The organism is Salipiger sp., from assembly GCF_048261495.1.
Taxonomy (GTDB): Bacteria; Pseudomonadota; Alphaproteobacteria; order Rhodobacterales; family Rhodobacteraceae; genus Salipiger.
The window spans coordinates 300,680-314,783 of the sequence record NZ_JBLXFX010000004.1 but is presented as its reverse complement, the minus strand read 5'-3'; the positions used below and the strand labels follow the sequence as shown (position 1 = coordinate 314,783).

The 14,104-nt window shown below is 66.7% G+C and carries 15 protein-coding genes; 12 read left to right on the top strand and 3 right to left on the bottom strand.

All coding sequences use genetic code 11. The features are described 5' to 3' along the window. The first annotated feature begins 1 nt into the window (after position 1). Genes ACN0RJ_RS10760 through ACN0RJ_RS10720 form a run of 9 tightly spaced genes read left to right on the top strand, consistent with a single transcriptional unit; the run spans position 2 to position 7,141 of the window. Positions 2-1,105, top strand: a complete 1,104-nt coding sequence (locus tag ACN0RJ_RS10760; protein ID WP_417718948.1) for an ABC transporter ATP-binding protein — start codon at positions 2-4, stop codon at positions 1,103-1,105. Then, positions 1,098-2,210 carry a mandelate racemase/muconate lactonizing enzyme family protein gene (locus ACN0RJ_RS10755; protein WP_417724256.1) on the top strand — a complete coding sequence of 371 codons (1,113 nt, stop codon included), beginning with the start codon at positions 1,098-1,100 and terminating at the stop codon, positions 2,208-2,210. The genes ACN0RJ_RS10760 and ACN0RJ_RS10755 overlap by 8 nt, the downstream gene beginning before the upstream one ends. 1 nt (position 2,211) lies before the next feature. Next, complete coding sequence (locus ACN0RJ_RS10750) at positions 2,212-2,541, top strand: L-rhamnose mutarotase (RefSeq protein ID WP_417724255.1); 330 nt, start codon at positions 2,212-2,214, stop codon at positions 2,539-2,541. Beyond that, positions 2,534-3,589, top strand: a complete 1,056-nt coding sequence (locus ACN0RJ_RS10745) for a Gfo/Idh/MocA family protein (protein WP_417724254.1) — start codon at positions 2,534-2,536, stop codon at positions 3,587-3,589. The genes ACN0RJ_RS10750 and ACN0RJ_RS10745 overlap by 8 nt, the downstream gene beginning before the upstream one ends. Continuing rightward, positions 3,582-4,028, top strand: a complete 447-nt coding sequence (locus ACN0RJ_RS10740; protein WP_417718952.1) for a MaoC family dehydratase — start codon at positions 3,582-3,584, stop codon at positions 4,026-4,028. The genes ACN0RJ_RS10745 and ACN0RJ_RS10740 overlap by 8 nt, the downstream gene beginning before the upstream one ends. Further along, complete coding sequence (locus ACN0RJ_RS10735) at positions 4,025-4,336, top strand: UxaA family hydrolase (RefSeq protein WP_417718953.1); 312 nt, start codon at positions 4,025-4,027, stop codon at positions 4,334-4,336. Before ACN0RJ_RS10740 ends, ACN0RJ_RS10735 begins: the two co-directional genes overlap by 4 nt. Further along, positions 4,333-5,520 (top strand): UxaA family hydrolase, encoded by a 1,188-nt coding sequence (locus ACN0RJ_RS10730; protein WP_417724253.1) that lies wholly within the window; start codon positions 4,333-4,335, stop codon positions 5,518-5,520. Before ACN0RJ_RS10735 ends, ACN0RJ_RS10730 begins: the two co-directional genes overlap by 4 nt. Positions 5,521-5,543: 23 nt before the next feature. After that, the gene (locus ACN0RJ_RS10725) at positions 5,544-6,290 is read left to right on the top strand and encodes an SDR family oxidoreductase (RefSeq protein ID WP_417724252.1); all 747 of its coding nucleotides are present in this window, start codon (positions 5,544-5,546) and stop codon (positions 6,288-6,290) included. Between the two features lie 11 nt (positions 6,291-6,301). Next, positions 6,302-7,141, top strand: coding sequence for a fumarylacetoacetate hydrolase family protein (locus ACN0RJ_RS10720; protein ID WP_417724251.1), 840 nt, complete (start codon positions 6,302-6,304; stop codon positions 7,139-7,141). A 185-nt stretch (positions 7,142-7,326) separates the two neighbouring features. On the opposite strand, the gene ACN0RJ_RS10715 is transcribed toward ACN0RJ_RS10720, so the two are convergent. Both ACN0RJ_RS10715 and ACN0RJ_RS10710 read right to left on the bottom strand, forming a co-directional pair. Continuing rightward, positions 7,327-8,460 carry a CaiB/BaiF CoA transferase family protein gene (locus ACN0RJ_RS10715; protein ID WP_417724250.1) on the bottom strand — a complete coding sequence of 378 codons (1,134 nt, stop codon included), beginning with the start codon at positions 8,458-8,460 and terminating at the stop codon, positions 7,327-7,329. Continuing rightward, on the bottom strand, positions 8,457-9,596 hold the full coding sequence (locus ACN0RJ_RS10710) for a carbohydrate ABC transporter substrate-binding protein (RefSeq protein WP_417724249.1): 1,140 nt from the start codon (positions 9,594-9,596) through the stop codon (positions 8,457-8,459). The genes ACN0RJ_RS10715 and ACN0RJ_RS10710 overlap by 4 nt, the downstream gene beginning before the upstream one ends. A 167-nt stretch (positions 9,597-9,763) precedes the next feature. Between ACN0RJ_RS10710 and ACN0RJ_RS10705 the strand changes: the two genes are divergently transcribed. After that, complete coding sequence (locus tag ACN0RJ_RS10705) at positions 9,764-10,540, top strand: IclR family transcriptional regulator (RefSeq protein WP_417718959.1); 777 nt, start codon at positions 9,764-9,766, stop codon at positions 10,538-10,540. Positions 10,541-10,550: 10 nt separating this feature from the next. On the opposite strand, the gene ACN0RJ_RS10700 is transcribed toward ACN0RJ_RS10705, so the two are convergent. Further along, positions 10,551-11,780: a CaiB/BaiF CoA transferase family protein gene (locus tag ACN0RJ_RS10700; protein WP_417724248.1), complete on the bottom strand. Its 1,230-nt coding sequence runs from the start codon at positions 11,778-11,780 to the stop codon at positions 10,551-10,553. Positions 11,781-12,061: 281 nt separating this feature from the next. On the opposite strand from ACN0RJ_RS10700, the gene ACN0RJ_RS10695 reads away from it, so the two are divergent. Beyond that, positions 12,062-13,273, top strand: a complete 1,212-nt coding sequence (locus ACN0RJ_RS10695; protein ID WP_417718961.1) for an ABC transporter substrate-binding protein — start codon at positions 12,062-12,064, stop codon at positions 13,271-13,273. Positions 13,274-13,345: 72 nt separating this feature from the next. Then, positions 13,346-14,095: an SDR family NAD(P)-dependent oxidoreductase gene (locus tag ACN0RJ_RS10690; protein ID WP_417724247.1), complete on the top strand. Its 750-nt coding sequence runs from the start codon at positions 13,346-13,348 to the stop codon at positions 14,093-14,095. Positions 14,096-14,104: the final 9 nt, after the last annotated feature.

The following is a 14,104-nucleotide window of genomic DNA, read 5'->3' as shown; positions in this document are numbered from 1 at the left end:
CATGGCCCGGGTTCACCTTCGCAATGTCGTCAAGAAATACGGCGCGCTCGAAGTCGTGCATGCGATCAATCTCGAAATCGAGGATGGCGAATTCGTCGTGCTGGTCGGTCCCTCGGGCTGCGGCAAGTCCACGACCCTGCGCATGATCGCCGGACTCGAGGACATCTCGGGCGGAGAGGTCGCCATCGGGGATCGCGTGGTCAACGACCTCCCCCCGCGCGAGCGCAACCTCGCCATGGTGTTCCAGAACTACGCGCTCTATCCGCACATGACGGTGCGCGAGAACCTCGGCTTTTCGCTGAAGATCGCCCGGCGCCCGCAGGCCGAGATCGACAGGGCGGTGGACAATGCCGCCGAGATCCTGTCGCTGACCCCGCTGATGGAGCGCAAGCCCGGCGCGCTGTCGGGCGGGCAGCGGCAGCGCGTCGCGATGGGGCGGGCCATCGTGCGGCACCCGGACGTCTTCCTGTTCGACGAACCGCTGTCGAACCTCGACGCCAAGCTGCGCACCCAGATGCGGGTCGAGATCAAGAAGCTGCACCAGCGGCTGAAATCCACCATCGTCTACGTCACCCACGACCAGGTCGAGGCGATGACGCTGGCCGACCGCATCGTCATCATGCGCGACGGCCATATCGAACAGCTCGGTACGCCGCTCGATCTGTTCGAGCATCCGGTGAACACCTTCGTCGCCACCTTCATCGGCTCGCCGCCGATGAACCTGCTAGACGGCAGGCTGCGCGGCGGGCAGGTGGTGCTGGGCGACGGTTCCACCCTACCGGTGCCCCCGGGATATGCCGCCCCCGAGGGCGCGCGGGTTCAGTTCGGCGTGCGCGCCGACAACATCATGCCGGTCGGCCATGCGCTGCCGGGGACCGAGCACATGGCCGAGGTCGAGATGGAGGTGAGCCTCACCGAACCGCTGGGCACCGAAACCCTGCTGTTTGCCGAACTCGCGGGGACCGAGGTGCAGGCCAAGATGCTGAACCCGCGCCCGGTCCGCCCCGGCGAGCGGATGCGCTTCCGCATCAGTCTCGACAAGTGCCACCTGTTCGACGCGCAGACCGGCGCGGCGCTGACCGTACGGGAGATGGCCGATGCCTAGGATCACCCACGCCCGCGCCTTCATGGTCGACCTCAAGCCCAAGGTCGTGCGCACCGATGCCATCCAGTCCTTCAAGTCTCAGGAGACGATCTTTGTCGAACTGACCGATGCGGAGGGCGCGACCGGCATGGGCTACAGCTACACCATCGGCGACGGCGGACCGTCGGTGCTGGCGCTTCTGAAGCACACGCTGCTGCCCCGCCTGATGGGGCAGGAGGGCGAGATGATCGAGGCGATCTGGCGCGACCTGCTGTTCTGCACCCACGCCACGGCGGTCGGGCCGATCATGGCGCTGGCGCAGGCCGCCATCGACTGCGCGCTCTGGGATCTGCGGGGCAGGCGCGCCGGTCTGCCGCTGCACCTTCTGGCGGGCGGGGCCAAGGACCGGGTGCCGATGTATACCACCGAAGGCGGCTGGCTGCACATCGCGCCCGAGGCGCTGGTCGAGGATGCGCTGGCCGCGCGCGAACAGGGCTTCACCGGCTCCAAGGTCAAGATCGGCAAACCCACCATCGCGCAGGATGCCGCGCGACTGGGCGCGGTGCGCGAGGCCCTCGGCGCGGATTACGAGATCATGACCGACGCCAACCAGTCGATGACCGCCGCGCAGGCGCTGCGCCGCGTGCCCATGCTCGAGGCGCTGAACATCGGCTGGTTCGAGGAGCCGCTGCCCTCGGACGACATCGCCGGCCACGCGCGGCTTCAGGCCGGATCGCGGGTGCCGGTGGCGGTGGGCGAAAGCCTCTATTCGCCGGGGCAGTTCGCCGATTACATCGCGCAGGGGGCCTGCGGCATCGTGCAGGCGGATGTGTCCCGCGTGGGAGGCATCACCCCCTGGCTCAAGGTCGCGCACATGGCCGAGGCGCACAACATCGCCATCTGCCCGCATTTCCTGATGGAGCTTCACGTCAGCCTCGTCTGCGCCGTGCCGAACGCGCCCTGGCTGGAATACATTCCGCAGCTCGACGACATCGCCGCCCCCATGGCGCGCGACGGAGGGCACGCGCTGGCGCCGGTTGCGCCGGGGCTCGGCATCGCATGGGACACGGAGAAACTGGCAGCATGGACGGTCGAGGGCAGTGCCTTCGAAACGAGGGAGGGTTGAGATGGTCCGGCACGGACAACTGATCGGCGTGGGCGAGGATGCCGTGGCCGAATACAAGCGCCTGCATGTGGAGGCCTGGCCGAAGGTGCTGGAGATGATCTCCGCCTGCAACATCCGCAATTACTCGATCTTCCTGAAGGAGCCGGAGAACCTGCTCTTTGCCTATTTCGAATATGTCGGCACCGATTTCGAGGGCGACATGGCCAGAATGGCCGCCGATCCGGTGACGCAGGACTGGTGGTCGCACTGCATGCCGCTGCAGCGCCCGCTGGAAACGCGGGCGGCCGGCGCATGGTGGGCGGAGATGGAAGAGGTCTTTCACCATGATTGAGCTGCGCCAGACCATCGAACTGCCCGAGGTGCTGACCCCCGTGGTCATCTACGGCGCGGGCTCCATCGTCTCGGACGCGCATCTGCCGACATACGGCCGCCTCGGCATTCCCGTGGCCGGCATCTTCGATCCCGACACCGCCAAGGCTGCCGCTCTGGCGGAGCGGTACGGCACCAGGGCCTTTGCCGACATGGACGCGGCGCTGGCGGTTCCGGGCGTGATCCATGACCTCGCCGTGCCGCCCGCCGCGATCCCGTCGATCCTGCGCGCGCTGCCGGACGGGGCGACGGCGCTGATCCAGAAACCCATGGGCTCGGACCTTGGGGCCGCGACGGAGATCCTGACCATCTGCCGCCAAAAGGGGCTGAACGCGGCGATGAACTTCCAGTTGCGCTATGCGCCCAATGCGCTGGCGCTGAAGGATGCCGTCGCGCAGGGGCTTCTGGGCGATGTGGTGGATTTCGACGCCTGGCTGGCGCTCGATACGCCCTGGCATCTCTGGGCCTTCCTCGCCGACCTGCCCCGGGTCGAGATCCTGCTGCATTCCATCCATTACGTCGACTTCATCCGCGACCTGCTCGGCAACCCCTCGGGGGTCCATGCGCGGACCATGGGGCACCCGTCCTCGACCGTGTCCAACACCCGCACCTCGATGATGCTGGACTACGGGGCGGATGTGCGCTGCAACCTGTCGATCAACCACAACCATGCCTTCGGGCGCAAATTCCAGGCCTGCGAATTCCGCGTCACCGGCACCAGCGGCGCGGCTTATATGAAGATGGGCGTGAACCTCGACTATCCCGAGGGCGAGCCGGACGAGCTCTGGCTCAACACCGGCGACGGCTGGGAGGAGGAGCCCCTGCGCGGCGACTGGTTCCTCGAGGCCTTCGAGGGCCGCTTTGCACAAGTCCAGCGCTTTGCCGCCGGGCTGGACGCCACGCTCGAAGGCAGCGTCGAGGACGCCTGGCACACCATGGCACTGGTCGAGGCCGCCTATGAAAGCGCGGACCTGCCCATGCATCCGATCAAGGAGTCCCCCGATGCTTGAACAGATCAGATATTACGAGGAGTACGAGGTCGGAGAGGGGCGCGAGACCGTGGGCCGCACCATCACCGAGACCGATTTCGTGGTCCATGCCGGGCATTCCGGCGATTTCTTCCCGCACCATCTGGATGCGGAATTCTGCAAGACGCTGCCTTTCGGCCAGCGCATCGCCCATGGCACCATGGTCTTTACCATCGGCGTCGGCCTCACCGCGACCATCATCAACCCGGTCGCCTTTTCCTACGGCTATGACCGGATGCGCTTCGTGAAGCCGGTCTTCATCGGGGATACCATCCGCTCCCGGGTCGAGATCACCGCCAAGGAGGTGATGGACAAGCGCCCCGGCTTCGGCCGCGTCACCGAACGGCTGACGGTGCTGAAACAGACCGGAGAGACCGCGCTGGTGGCCGATCACATCTACATGGTCGAGAGGAAGCCATGAGCCCCTTTCTGCTGCTCAACCCCGCCGACAACGTGCTGGTGGCCCGCGCCTCGGCCCCCGAGGGCACGCCGGTGGCGCTGGAAGGGGGCGAGGTCACGCTCGCCCGCCTGATTCCGCTTGCGCACAAGATCGCCCGGCATGACATTGCCGAAGGCGCGCGCGTGCTGAAATACGGCATGCCCATCGGCATCGCGACCCGGGCGATCGCGGCGGGCGAGCATGTGCACGTGCACAACATCCGCTCGGCCTATACCGCCACCCACGCACTGCAGGACGCCGACGGCACCGGCGCGCTGGTGTCGCAATGAAGGGCTGGCTGCGCGCCGATGGTCGCAAGGGCATCCGCAACACGGTCGTGGTGGCCTACCTCGTGGAATGCGCGCATTTCGTGGCTTCCCGAATTGTCGAAGGCTTTCCCGACGACGATGTGCAGCTCATCGGTTTTCCGGGCTGTTTTCCCAATGAATACGCCGCCCGGATGATGGAGCGGCTCTGCACCCATCCCAACGTGGGCGCGGTGCTGTTCGTCTCGCTGGGCTGCGAAAGCTTCGACAAGGTGCGCGCCTCGGATGCGGTCTCGGCCTCGGGGCGTCCGGTCAGGACGCTGGTGATCCAGAAGGCGGGGGGGACGAAGTCCACCGTCGAGCTGGGCCGCGACTGGCTGCGCGACGCGCTGGGCAGGGTGGCGGGGGTCGAACAGGTCGACATGGACCCGTCAGAACTGATCGTCGGCACGGTCTGCGGCGGCTCTGACGGCACCTCCGGCATTTCCGGCAACCCGGCGGCGGGCAAGGCCTTCGATCTGCTGGTGCAGGCGGGCGCGGCCTGCATATTCGAGGAAACCGGAGAGCTGATCGGCTGTCAGCACATCATGGCAGAGCGCGCCGTGACCCCGGAACTGGGCCGGTTGCTGATCGAAAGCGTGGAAAAGGCGGAGCGCTACTATGCGACGCTGGGCTATGGATCCTTTGCGGCGGGCAATGCGGCAGGGGGCCTTTCGACCATCGAGGAAAAGTCGCTGGGCGCCTATGTGAAATCCGGCGACAGCCCGATTTCCGGCATCCTCAAGCCGGGCGACGTGCCGCCGCGCGGCGGGCTCTATCTCATGGACGTGGTGCCGGACGGCGAAGTGCGCTTCGGTTTTCCCAACATTTCGGACAATGCCGAAATAGTCGAGATGATCGCTTCGGGCGCGCATCTGACCCTCTTCGTGACCGGGCGCGGCTCGGTCGTCGGCTCGGCGATCTCTCCGGTGATCAAGATCTGCGCCAACCCCGACACCTACCGTGCGCTTGCCGACGACATGGACGTGAACGCGGGCGACATCATCGAGGGGCACCGCTCCATCGACGAGGTGGGAACCGAGATCCGCGATCTGGTGCTCGCCGTCGCATCGGGCCGCCAGACCAGATCCGAAGAACTGGGGCATCGCGAATTCATCCTGACCTACAAGACATTCGAGCCCATCGGCCCGGCCTGCCTGCCGGCATGAGACAACACTCCGAGGAAGACCATATGGACCTGACACAACGACTGAAGGGCAAGCGCGCCGTGGTGACGGCGGCGGGCCAGGGGATCGGCCGCGCCTCTGCCGAACGGCTCGCCGCCGAAGGGGCGGAGGTCATCGCGACCGACATCAATGATGCCGCGCTGGCAGAGCTCGGCGCGATCCCCGGCATCACCGCGCAAAAGCTTGACGTGCTGGACGCAGGCGCCATTTCGGGGTTTGCCGAAACGACCGGCGCCATCCACATCCTCTTCAACTGCGCGGGGGTGGTCCACAACGGCACGATCCTCGATGCGACCGAGGATGACTGGACCTTTGCCTTCGATCTCAACGCGCGGGCGCAGTTCCGCATGATCCGCGCCTTCCTGCCCGGCATGATCGCGCAGGGGGGCGGGTCGATCATCAACATGTCCTCGGTCGCGGGCACGGTCACCGGCCCGGTGAACCGGCTGATCTATTCCGCGTCCAAGGCCGCCGTCGCGGGCCTGACCCGCGCGGTCGCGGCGGATTACGTGACGCATGGCATCCGTTGCAACGCCATCTGCCCCGGCACGGTCGACAGCCCCTCGCTGCACCAGCGGCTGCGCGACACCGGCGACTATGACGCAGCCCTTTCGGCATTTGTCGGGCGGCAGCCCATGGGGCGCATCGGCAGACCCGAAGAGATCGCAGGCCTCGTGGCCTACCTTGCATCGGACGACGCAGGGTTTACCACGGGGCAGGAACATATCATTGACGGTGGCTGGACCACCTGAGGAGGGACCCCATGAAATTTGCACGATACGGAGAGCGCGGCGCCGAAAAGCCCGCAATGGTGGATGCGGACGGCAAGCTGCGCGATCTGTCGGGCCATGTGGCCGACCTTGCGGGCGATGTGCTGGCCGATCTCGACCGGTTCAAGGGCATCGACCCGACCTCGCTGCCGCTGGTCGAGGGCAATCCGCGCTACGGCGCCTGCGTCGGTGCCACCGGCAAGTTCATCTGCATCGGCCTCAACTACGCCGACCACGCGGCGGAAAGCGGCATGGCGGTCCCGCCCGAGCCGGTGATCTTCGCCAAGTACACCTCGGCCATCTGCGGGCCGAACGATCCCATCATCATCCCCCGCAAATCGGTCAAGACCGACTGGGAAGTGGAGCTTGGCTTCGTCATCGGCAAAATGGCGAAATACGTCAGCGAAGACGACGCGATGAACCACGTCGCGGGCTTCTGCCTGATCAACGACGTGTCCGAGCGCGAATACCAGGCCGAGCGTCAGGGCCAATGGTCCAAGGGAAAATCCTCGGACAACTTCGGACCCACCGGCCCCTGGCTGGTGACACCGGACGAGGTCGGCGATTTCGACAATCTGCACATGTGGCTGGACGTGAACGGCAAGCGGATGCAGGACGGTTCGACCGCCACCATGGTCTACCGGGTGCCCTTCCTGATCTCCTACCTGTCGCAGTTCTTTACCCTGCATCCGGGCGACATCATCTCGACCGGCACACCTCCGGGCGTGGGGCTGGGGATGAAGCCGCCGACCTATCTCAAGGCCGGGGACAAGGTCGAACTGGGCATCGAGGGCCTCGGCACCCAGACCCAGACCTGCGTCGACGACGACTGATGCAACGCACGGTGGGGGCGCTGCCCCCGCCACGGCACGCCGTGGCTCCCCCGGGATATTTGCCTGCCAGAAGAAGCAACATGGTTCGCGCTGGTTTCTTCTGGCTGAAAATATCCCGGGTGAATTGAGCCCGCAGGGGTCAAGAGGGCAGAGCCCTTTTTGTTATCAAGGTTTGCCTATCGTGCTCACCAGCCCTCTTGCAGGAGGGAGTTGGCGTTGCCCAAGGACGGTGCGGCGTTCGTTGATTTCGGGCGTGTTCCGTCGATCCTCAGGGGAAGGCGCGTGGTGTTCAGTTCTACGGCGTCGCGAGATATGGTTTGAACCATGTCGAGCGTTTCGAGCACGCCGCTTTTGACCAGCGCCTGCCAGTCCAGAACCGGAGCCGCCCAGATATCTGCGGCGACGAACCCGGTCATCCAGTGGTCTGTTGTCTCGGTTTTGAGGCGGTCCGCCAGGCCTGCTTTTATCGTGTCGCGGTTGGCGAAGGCATCGCTCGCGGCCAGCGAAGGATCCAGGCCTGTCAGGCTCGCCAGAAGATCCAGTTTTCCCATGGCGATCGCGATATGGCCGTCCCTGGTTTCATAGATGCCATAGGGAGCGGCGAGATAGGCGTGGGCGGGATTGTTGCGTGATCTGCTCGGGGTTCTTCCGCCATCGTTGAACCAGGTGGTGAGCAGCTCGAACTGAAGATCTGCGAGCACTTCGATCAGGGAGGTCTCGACCAAGCCGCCAAGGCCCGATCGTTCGCGGCGGAAGAGCAGGGCAAGCACGCCGTGGGCAAGTGCGGCACCTGCAAGCACGTCGGCCACGGGGAGCCCCATGGCGACCGGACCGTCTTCGGCACCGCCGGAGAGCCACATCACCCCGGACCGGGCCTGGGCCAGAAGATCCTGGCCGGGCAAATCCACCCATGGTCCCTCGGAGCCGTAGCCCGTGACCGTTCCGTAGATGACCGAGGGGTTGATCTCTTTCACGGCCTCGTAGCCGAAGCCGAGGCGGTCCATCACGCCGGGGCGGAAGTTCTGCAGCACCACATCCGCATCGGCCACCAGCCTGCGCAGCGCGGCCTTGTCGCCCTCGTCCTTCATGTTGACCGCGACGGACCGCTTGTTGCGGTTGATCGCGTGAAAGATCGTGCTTTCGCCGCCGATTTTCGTGTCCGTCAGGTAGAGGTAGCGCGACAGGTCGCCTTGCCCGGCGCGCTCCACCTTGACCACGTCGGCGCCGAGGTCGGCGAGTTTCAGCGCGCAGTAGGGACCGGCGAGGAATTGCGAAAAGTCGAGCACCTTGAGCCCGGCGAGCGGCAGCGGCGTGGTCATGCGGGAAAACTTTCGTTGAAGCGGTCGTCGAGGGCGGCAAGCACCGTACCCGGATCGCTGCGCCCCTCGAGGGCGTCGAGGAGGATGTGCGAGGCCTCTTCCTGGAAGGCCATGTAGCCGGCGTGGCGCGGGCGCAGCCAGGCCGCCTCGTGGGTCATGCGGGTGTCGAGATAGGCGCCCCCCACCGCGGCGTTGACCGTCGCGTCCGACCAGGCCACGGCATTGCCGGGCTGGCCGTTGTTGCGGGCATAGAGGCCGCGCTGCAGGTCGGCCGAGGCCAGCCGAAGCGCATACTCCACGCAGAGCTCCGGGTGGGCGGTGCGCGCCGAGACCGCGATCCCCGTGCCGCCGAGCGCGGAGCCGAGCGGCCCCGCCTTACCCAGCGCGGGGATGTCGTGATAGGCGATGCGGTGTGCCCGGTATCCGTCCGAGCCGTAGGGCGCATAGAGATAGGTCAGCGGGCAGAGGTCGAAGCGATCGCCCTCGGCCAGCGCGTCGAGCGCGGCGATCGGGTCCATGCCGTGACAGGCCGGATCGACCGCGTCGAACAGGGCCTGCATCGCCTCGATGACACCGCGCCCCGCGACCGGGTCGAGCAGCGGCCCCGGCACCACCGAACAGGGCGCGCCGGTATTGGCGGCGAGGGTGAAGAAGCTCATCAGCACATGCGGCGGACGCAGTGGCCAGACCACGCGCCCCTCGCGGGCCAGTTCCACCACCTCCGCGAACCGGGCGAGGGGGGCGGACACCCGGTCGGGCCGCAGCGCCTGCACCTGCGCCGCCGCGTCGATGGGCAGCGCCCATTGGTGGCCGGCGTAGAAATAGCTCTGGTAGCTCTTGCCCACGGTCTCGGCCTCGATCCGGGCGAGCGCCATGCGCGGCGCATGGTCGTCGAAGGGCAGCAGGCAGGATTGCTCGACCACCGCGCCCACGTGGGGATGGTCGATGACCATGAGATCGTATTGCGCGGCCAGCTCCTCGACCGGCGTGCTCTCGAAGCCCTGAAGCGACCGCTTGTCCCAGACGATGGTGACATTCGGATGCAGCCGGGCAAAGTCGGTCGCGGCGGCGACCACCGGATCGTATCCGCGCGGATCCGACCAGGTCATGCCTTTCAGAACGATGGCGTCAGTCACTCTGTTCCTCCCCTTTGCGGGCAGGATAGCGGTCATGGTTCACAAGTAAAAGATAATTTTATATCTAAATTCACCACGGGCGCGCCGTTGCCAACCCCGGCGCGGCGCTTCATAAGAGGAACGGCCCGCCTCGCGCGTGGCGGACGGGTGGCAGGATTGGCAAGGCCGTGAGCGACGACGAAGACGACAAATACCGCGCCCCGGCGCTGTCCAAGGGGCTGGACATCCTCGAACTTCTCGCCTCCGAGGCCGAGGGGCTGACGCAGATCGAGATCGCCAAGACGCTGGGCCGCACCACCTCCGAGATCTTCCGGATGCTGATGGTCCTGCGCAAGCGCGGCTATGTGGAACTGTCCGAGGACAGCGATCGCTACCACCTGACAACCAAGATGTTCGAGGTCGCCCACCGCCATCCGCCGATCAAGCGCCTGACCTCGGTCGCGGGCGAGGCGATGCAGAAACTTGCCGACCGGATCAACCAGTCGATGCACCTCGCGATCCTGCATTCGGGCCGCGTGCTGGTGATCGCGCAGGTGGATTGCCCGGACAACAACATCACCTCGGTGCGGCTCGGGGCGCATATCTCGCTCTACGACACGGCCTCCGGTCGGGTGCTCGCGGCGTGGATGGCGGAGGAGGCGCTGGCCCGCCTGCTCTCCGAAGCGGGGGAGGAGCCCGCCGACAAGCGGGCCGCCTTCCTTGCCGATCTGCCCTCGGTGCATGCCAAGGGCTATTGCGAAAGCCCGTCGCTGACCATCGAGGGGGTGCGCAACATCTCGGCCCCGGTGTTCGACTTTTCCGGCCGCCCGGTTGCCGCCGTGACGATTCCCTTCATCCGGCGGCTGTCCGGCACCTCCATCGTCACCGCCGAAGAGGCCCGCGCAGCGCTCTGCGACATGGCGGCGGAACTGTCGCGCCGGATGGGCGCGGGCGCGCGCGACTAGGGCAGGGGGCTCAGCCCCCCACCGCCACCGCCTTCGCCGGCCGCGACCAGAGATCCTCGGCCGGGTCCGCCTCCACCGCGGTGCCGGCGGCGACCAGCGCCGCGATCCGGTCTTCGCCGTAGCCGAGGCTGCGCAGGATCGCGGCCGTGTCCTCGCCCAGCAGCGGCGGCGCATCCCCGAGCCCGCTGTCGCGGCGTTGCGAAGGGACCGGGAAATCCGGCGATTCAAAGCCGAGATCGCTGAATCCGAAGCTCGAGAGCTTGCCGGGATGGCGGGCCTGCGGCGCGTCGAGCACGCGATCCGTCGACAGCACCTCGGTATGGCCGACCCCCCTGGCCGACAGCGCGGCGGCGATGTCGTCGAAGCTCTGCGCGGCGACCGCATCGGCCACCAGCGCCTCGACCCGGGGGCGGTCGCGGCGACGGGCGCGCAGCGTGGCCAGCGCCGGATCGGCGGCGATCCCGGCGGCGGCGCAGAACCGCCGCCAATGGTCGTCGGTCAGCATGACGAGGTAGACCCAGCGGTGATCGCGGGTTTCGTAGGCGCCGTAGCCGGGGATGCTGAATTCGGCCGAGGGTTCGGTTTCCGCCCGCCCCAGGATCTGGGACTTGAGCTGCACGCCCAACAGGTCGCGCGCGGCAATGTGCAGGCCGGTCTCGTAGAGGCCCAGCTCGATGTTGCGCGCCTCGGGGTCGTCGGACATCAGCGCCGACAGCACCGCGATGGCCGCGTAACAGCCCGCGAACTGGTCATGGTAGGACGGCCCGAGCCGCGCCGGGCGCCCCTCAACGCGGTTCGAGAACATCACCCCCGTCGCCGCCTCGGCAATCGGGTTCGAGGCAACCTCCTCCGACGCCGGACCGTCGCCGTAGCCCTTGATGTGACAGAACACGACCCCGGGGTTCAGCGCACGGCAGGTCTCGAAGGTGGCGCCGAGCTTGCGCGCCGCGGAAGGGGAGAGATTGTGCATCACGATATCCGCCCGCGCGATCAGCTTGCGGAAGACTTCCTGCCCCTCGGGCGCCTGCAGGTCGAGGCAGAGGCTGCGCTTGCCGCGATTGAAGGCCAGGTAGCTGCCGCTCGGACCGCCGCGCACCAGCTTGCGGGTGGTTTCCCCGGCGGGCGGTTCGATCTTGACGACCTCGGCGCCCAGTTGCTGAAGGATATGCGTGGCGAAGGGGGCGGCGATCATGCTGCCCAGTTCGACCACCGTCTTGCCCGCCAGTACCCCGTTTCCCATCCGATCCTCCCGTGTTGCGACGCGCCGACCGCGCCGGATTCGGGGTACAGATGTGTCAGAACCTCTGTCCGTGGGCAACAATAAAATGCATTATCCTGATGCGCTGCACCGGCAGGATCGGCCAGAACTCCCAGATTTCCCGATGAAAACCTGACATATTTTGCGATACGTGCCCCTCCTGATCGGCGCGGATCAAAATTTGATGCATTTTATATTGACGGAAAGGGGCGCCCGGTCCTATCGTTCCGGCAAGTCGTCAAACAAGCATGGGAGGAGTGCTGATGTTTACGGAACTGAGGGGGGCGGTCGCCGCGATGGTGCTCGCCGGAGTCGCGGCAGGGGGCAGCCCCGCGGCTGCGGCCGATATCGGGATCGACGCGGAGAACAAGGTGGTGACCATCGGGGCCTTCACGCCCGTGACGGGGCCGGTGCCGTTCTACGCCATCCTGACCCATGCCGCCGAGGCCTATTACCGCAATCTGAACGAGACCGGCGGCATCGACGGCTGGACGGTCAACTACGTCACCAAGGATGACGGCTACGATCCCGCCCGTTCGGTCGCCGTGACGCGCCAGCTCGTGGAGGATGACGGCATCTTTGCGCTGTCGGCCCCCATCGGCACCGCGACCAACGTCGCCGTGCTGCCCTATGCCCGCGAAGTCCGGCTTCCGGTCGTCGGCCCGATCGGCGGCGCCAGCGCGTTCTTCGTCGAGCCGAACGTCTTTCCGCTGCTGCCCGACTACGGCTGGTCCGCGGCCTCGAACCTCGACTACGCGGTCAACACCCTGGGGCTGAAGAAGGTCGCCCTGCTGTGGGAGAACGACGAACTCGGCAAATCCGCCAAGCGCGGCTTTGACACCTACATGGAGGAACTGGGCCTCGCCGAGGCGGAATCCGTGCCCTTCGACGTCAAGACCACCAGCTTCAGCCCGCACATCCGCCGCGTCGCCAATTCCGGGGCCGAGGCGGTGATCCTGTTCGGCTCCAACGCCAACCTGGCCGCCGCGCTCAAGGCCGCGGACCTTCAGGGGCTGGACGTCGCCTGGTTCGCGCCGTTCTTCACCGCCGATCCGTCGACGCTGAAACTGGCGGGCGATCTGCTCGACGGGGTGTATTTCTCGTCCTGGCTGCTGCCGGTGTCGAGCGACGAGCCCGAGATCGCGGCCTATCGCGACTCCATCGCCAGGTATTACCCGGACGATCCCGTCGGGGTCTTCGGCCTCAACGGCTGGAGCAATGCGGCGATCTTTCACAAGGGGTTCGAGGCGCTGCTGAAATCCGGCAACGAGCTGACCCGGGAGAACCTCGTCGCGGCGCTCGAAACGCTGGAGGGCGCGGCCGTGGGCGGAGCGCGGGGCGTGACCTTCGAACTGGGCGACCATCGCGGCACCCGGCAGGAGGGGATCATCCAGGCCAAGGGCGACAGCTTTGAACTGGTGCAGGAATTCCGCGCCTATCCGCCGGTGGTGTTCGAGGCGCCGAAGTCCCAGTAGCCGATTGCCGGCGCCGTGCCTTCCGGGCGCGGCGCCGGAATCCTTTGCAATACCAAGATCATGGAGACAGGGATGACCCTGATACCCGTAAGCGCGCCGGCGCGCATGGACGGAAAGATCGCGCTGGTGACAGGTGCCGCGGGCGGCATCGGTCGGGCGACGACGCTGGCCCTGGCCGAGGCGGGCGCCACGGTGATCGCCACAGACATCGCCGAAAGCGCCGCCTTCGATCATGCCGGCGTGCACTACCGTCCCTACGACGTCACCTCGCGCGAGGAAACCGATGCGCTGGTGGCGCGGATCCTGGCCGAACACGACCGCATCGATGCGCTGGTGCTCTGCGCGGGCACGATTTCGCACAAACCGCTGGGGGAAAGCACCGACGACGAATGGCGCGCCATCCTCGACGTGAACCTGATGGGCGTCGTCAACCCGGTGCGCGCGGTGTTTCCGGTGATGGAGGCGCAGGGCATGGGCAAGATGGTGGCGCTCGGTTCCATCGCAGCCAAGATCGGCGGCGTCGCGTCCGGGCCCGCCTACGTGGCGGCGAAATCCGCCGTGCACGGGCTGATGAAATGGGTCGCGAAGGCCGGCGCTCCCAAGGGCGTCTATGCCAGCATCATCGCGCCGGGCCCGGTCGAAACCCCGATGTGGGAAACCGTGACCCAGCGCGCCGCCCCCTCGGCCCACGGCAGCGTACCGCTCGGCCGCTACGGGCAGCCCGAAGACATCGCGCAGGCGATCCTGTTCCTGTGTTCACCCGCGTCAAACTGGATCACCGGCACCGTTCTCGACGTGAACGGCGGCATGTTGATGGATTGAGGACACGAT

Excerpts from the sequence above, each read along its gene's own strand:
- ACN0RJ_RS10720 (WP_417724251.1), top strand. The coding sequence starts at position 6,302 with ATGAAATTTGCACGATACGGAGAGCGCGGCGCCGAAAAGCCCGCAATG.
- ACN0RJ_RS10715 (WP_417724250.1), bottom strand. The coding sequence starts at position 8,460 with ATGACCACGCCGCTGCCGCTCGCCGGGCTCAAGGTGCTCGACTTTTCG.
- ACN0RJ_RS10760 (WP_417718948.1), top strand. The coding sequence starts at position 2 with ATGGCCCGGGTTCACCTTCGCAATGTCGTCAAGAAATACGGCGCGCTC.
- ACN0RJ_RS10750 (WP_417724255.1), top strand. The coding sequence starts at position 2,212 with ATGGTCCGGCACGGACAACTGATCGGCGTGGGCGAGGATGCCGTGGCC.
- ACN0RJ_RS10730 (WP_417724253.1), top strand. The coding sequence starts at position 4,333 with ATGAAGGGCTGGCTGCGCGCCGATGGTCGCAAGGGCATCCGCAACACG.
- ACN0RJ_RS10725 (WP_417724252.1), top strand. The coding sequence starts at position 5,544 with ATGGACCTGACACAACGACTGAAGGGCAAGCGCGCCGTGGTGACGGCG.
- ACN0RJ_RS10740 (WP_417718952.1), top strand. The coding sequence starts at position 3,582 with ATGCTTGAACAGATCAGATATTACGAGGAGTACGAGGTCGGAGAGGGG.
- ACN0RJ_RS10735 (WP_417718953.1), top strand. The coding sequence starts at position 4,025 with ATGAGCCCCTTTCTGCTGCTCAACCCCGCCGACAACGTGCTGGTGGCC.
- ACN0RJ_RS10745 (WP_417724254.1), top strand. The coding sequence starts at position 2,534 with ATGATTGAGCTGCGCCAGACCATCGAACTGCCCGAGGTGCTGACCCCC.
- ACN0RJ_RS10700 (WP_417724248.1), bottom strand. The coding sequence starts at position 11,780 with ATGGGAAACGGGGTACTGGCGGGCAAGACGGTGGTCGAACTGGGCAGC.
- ACN0RJ_RS10755 (WP_417724256.1), top strand. The coding sequence starts at position 1,098 with ATGCCTAGGATCACCCACGCCCGCGCCTTCATGGTCGACCTCAAGCCC.
- ACN0RJ_RS10695 (WP_417718961.1), top strand. The coding sequence starts at position 12,062 with ATGTTTACGGAACTGAGGGGGGCGGTCGCCGCGATGGTGCTCGCCGGA.
- ACN0RJ_RS10690 (WP_417724247.1), top strand. The coding sequence starts at position 13,346 with ATGACCCTGATACCCGTAAGCGCGCCGGCGCGCATGGACGGAAAGATC.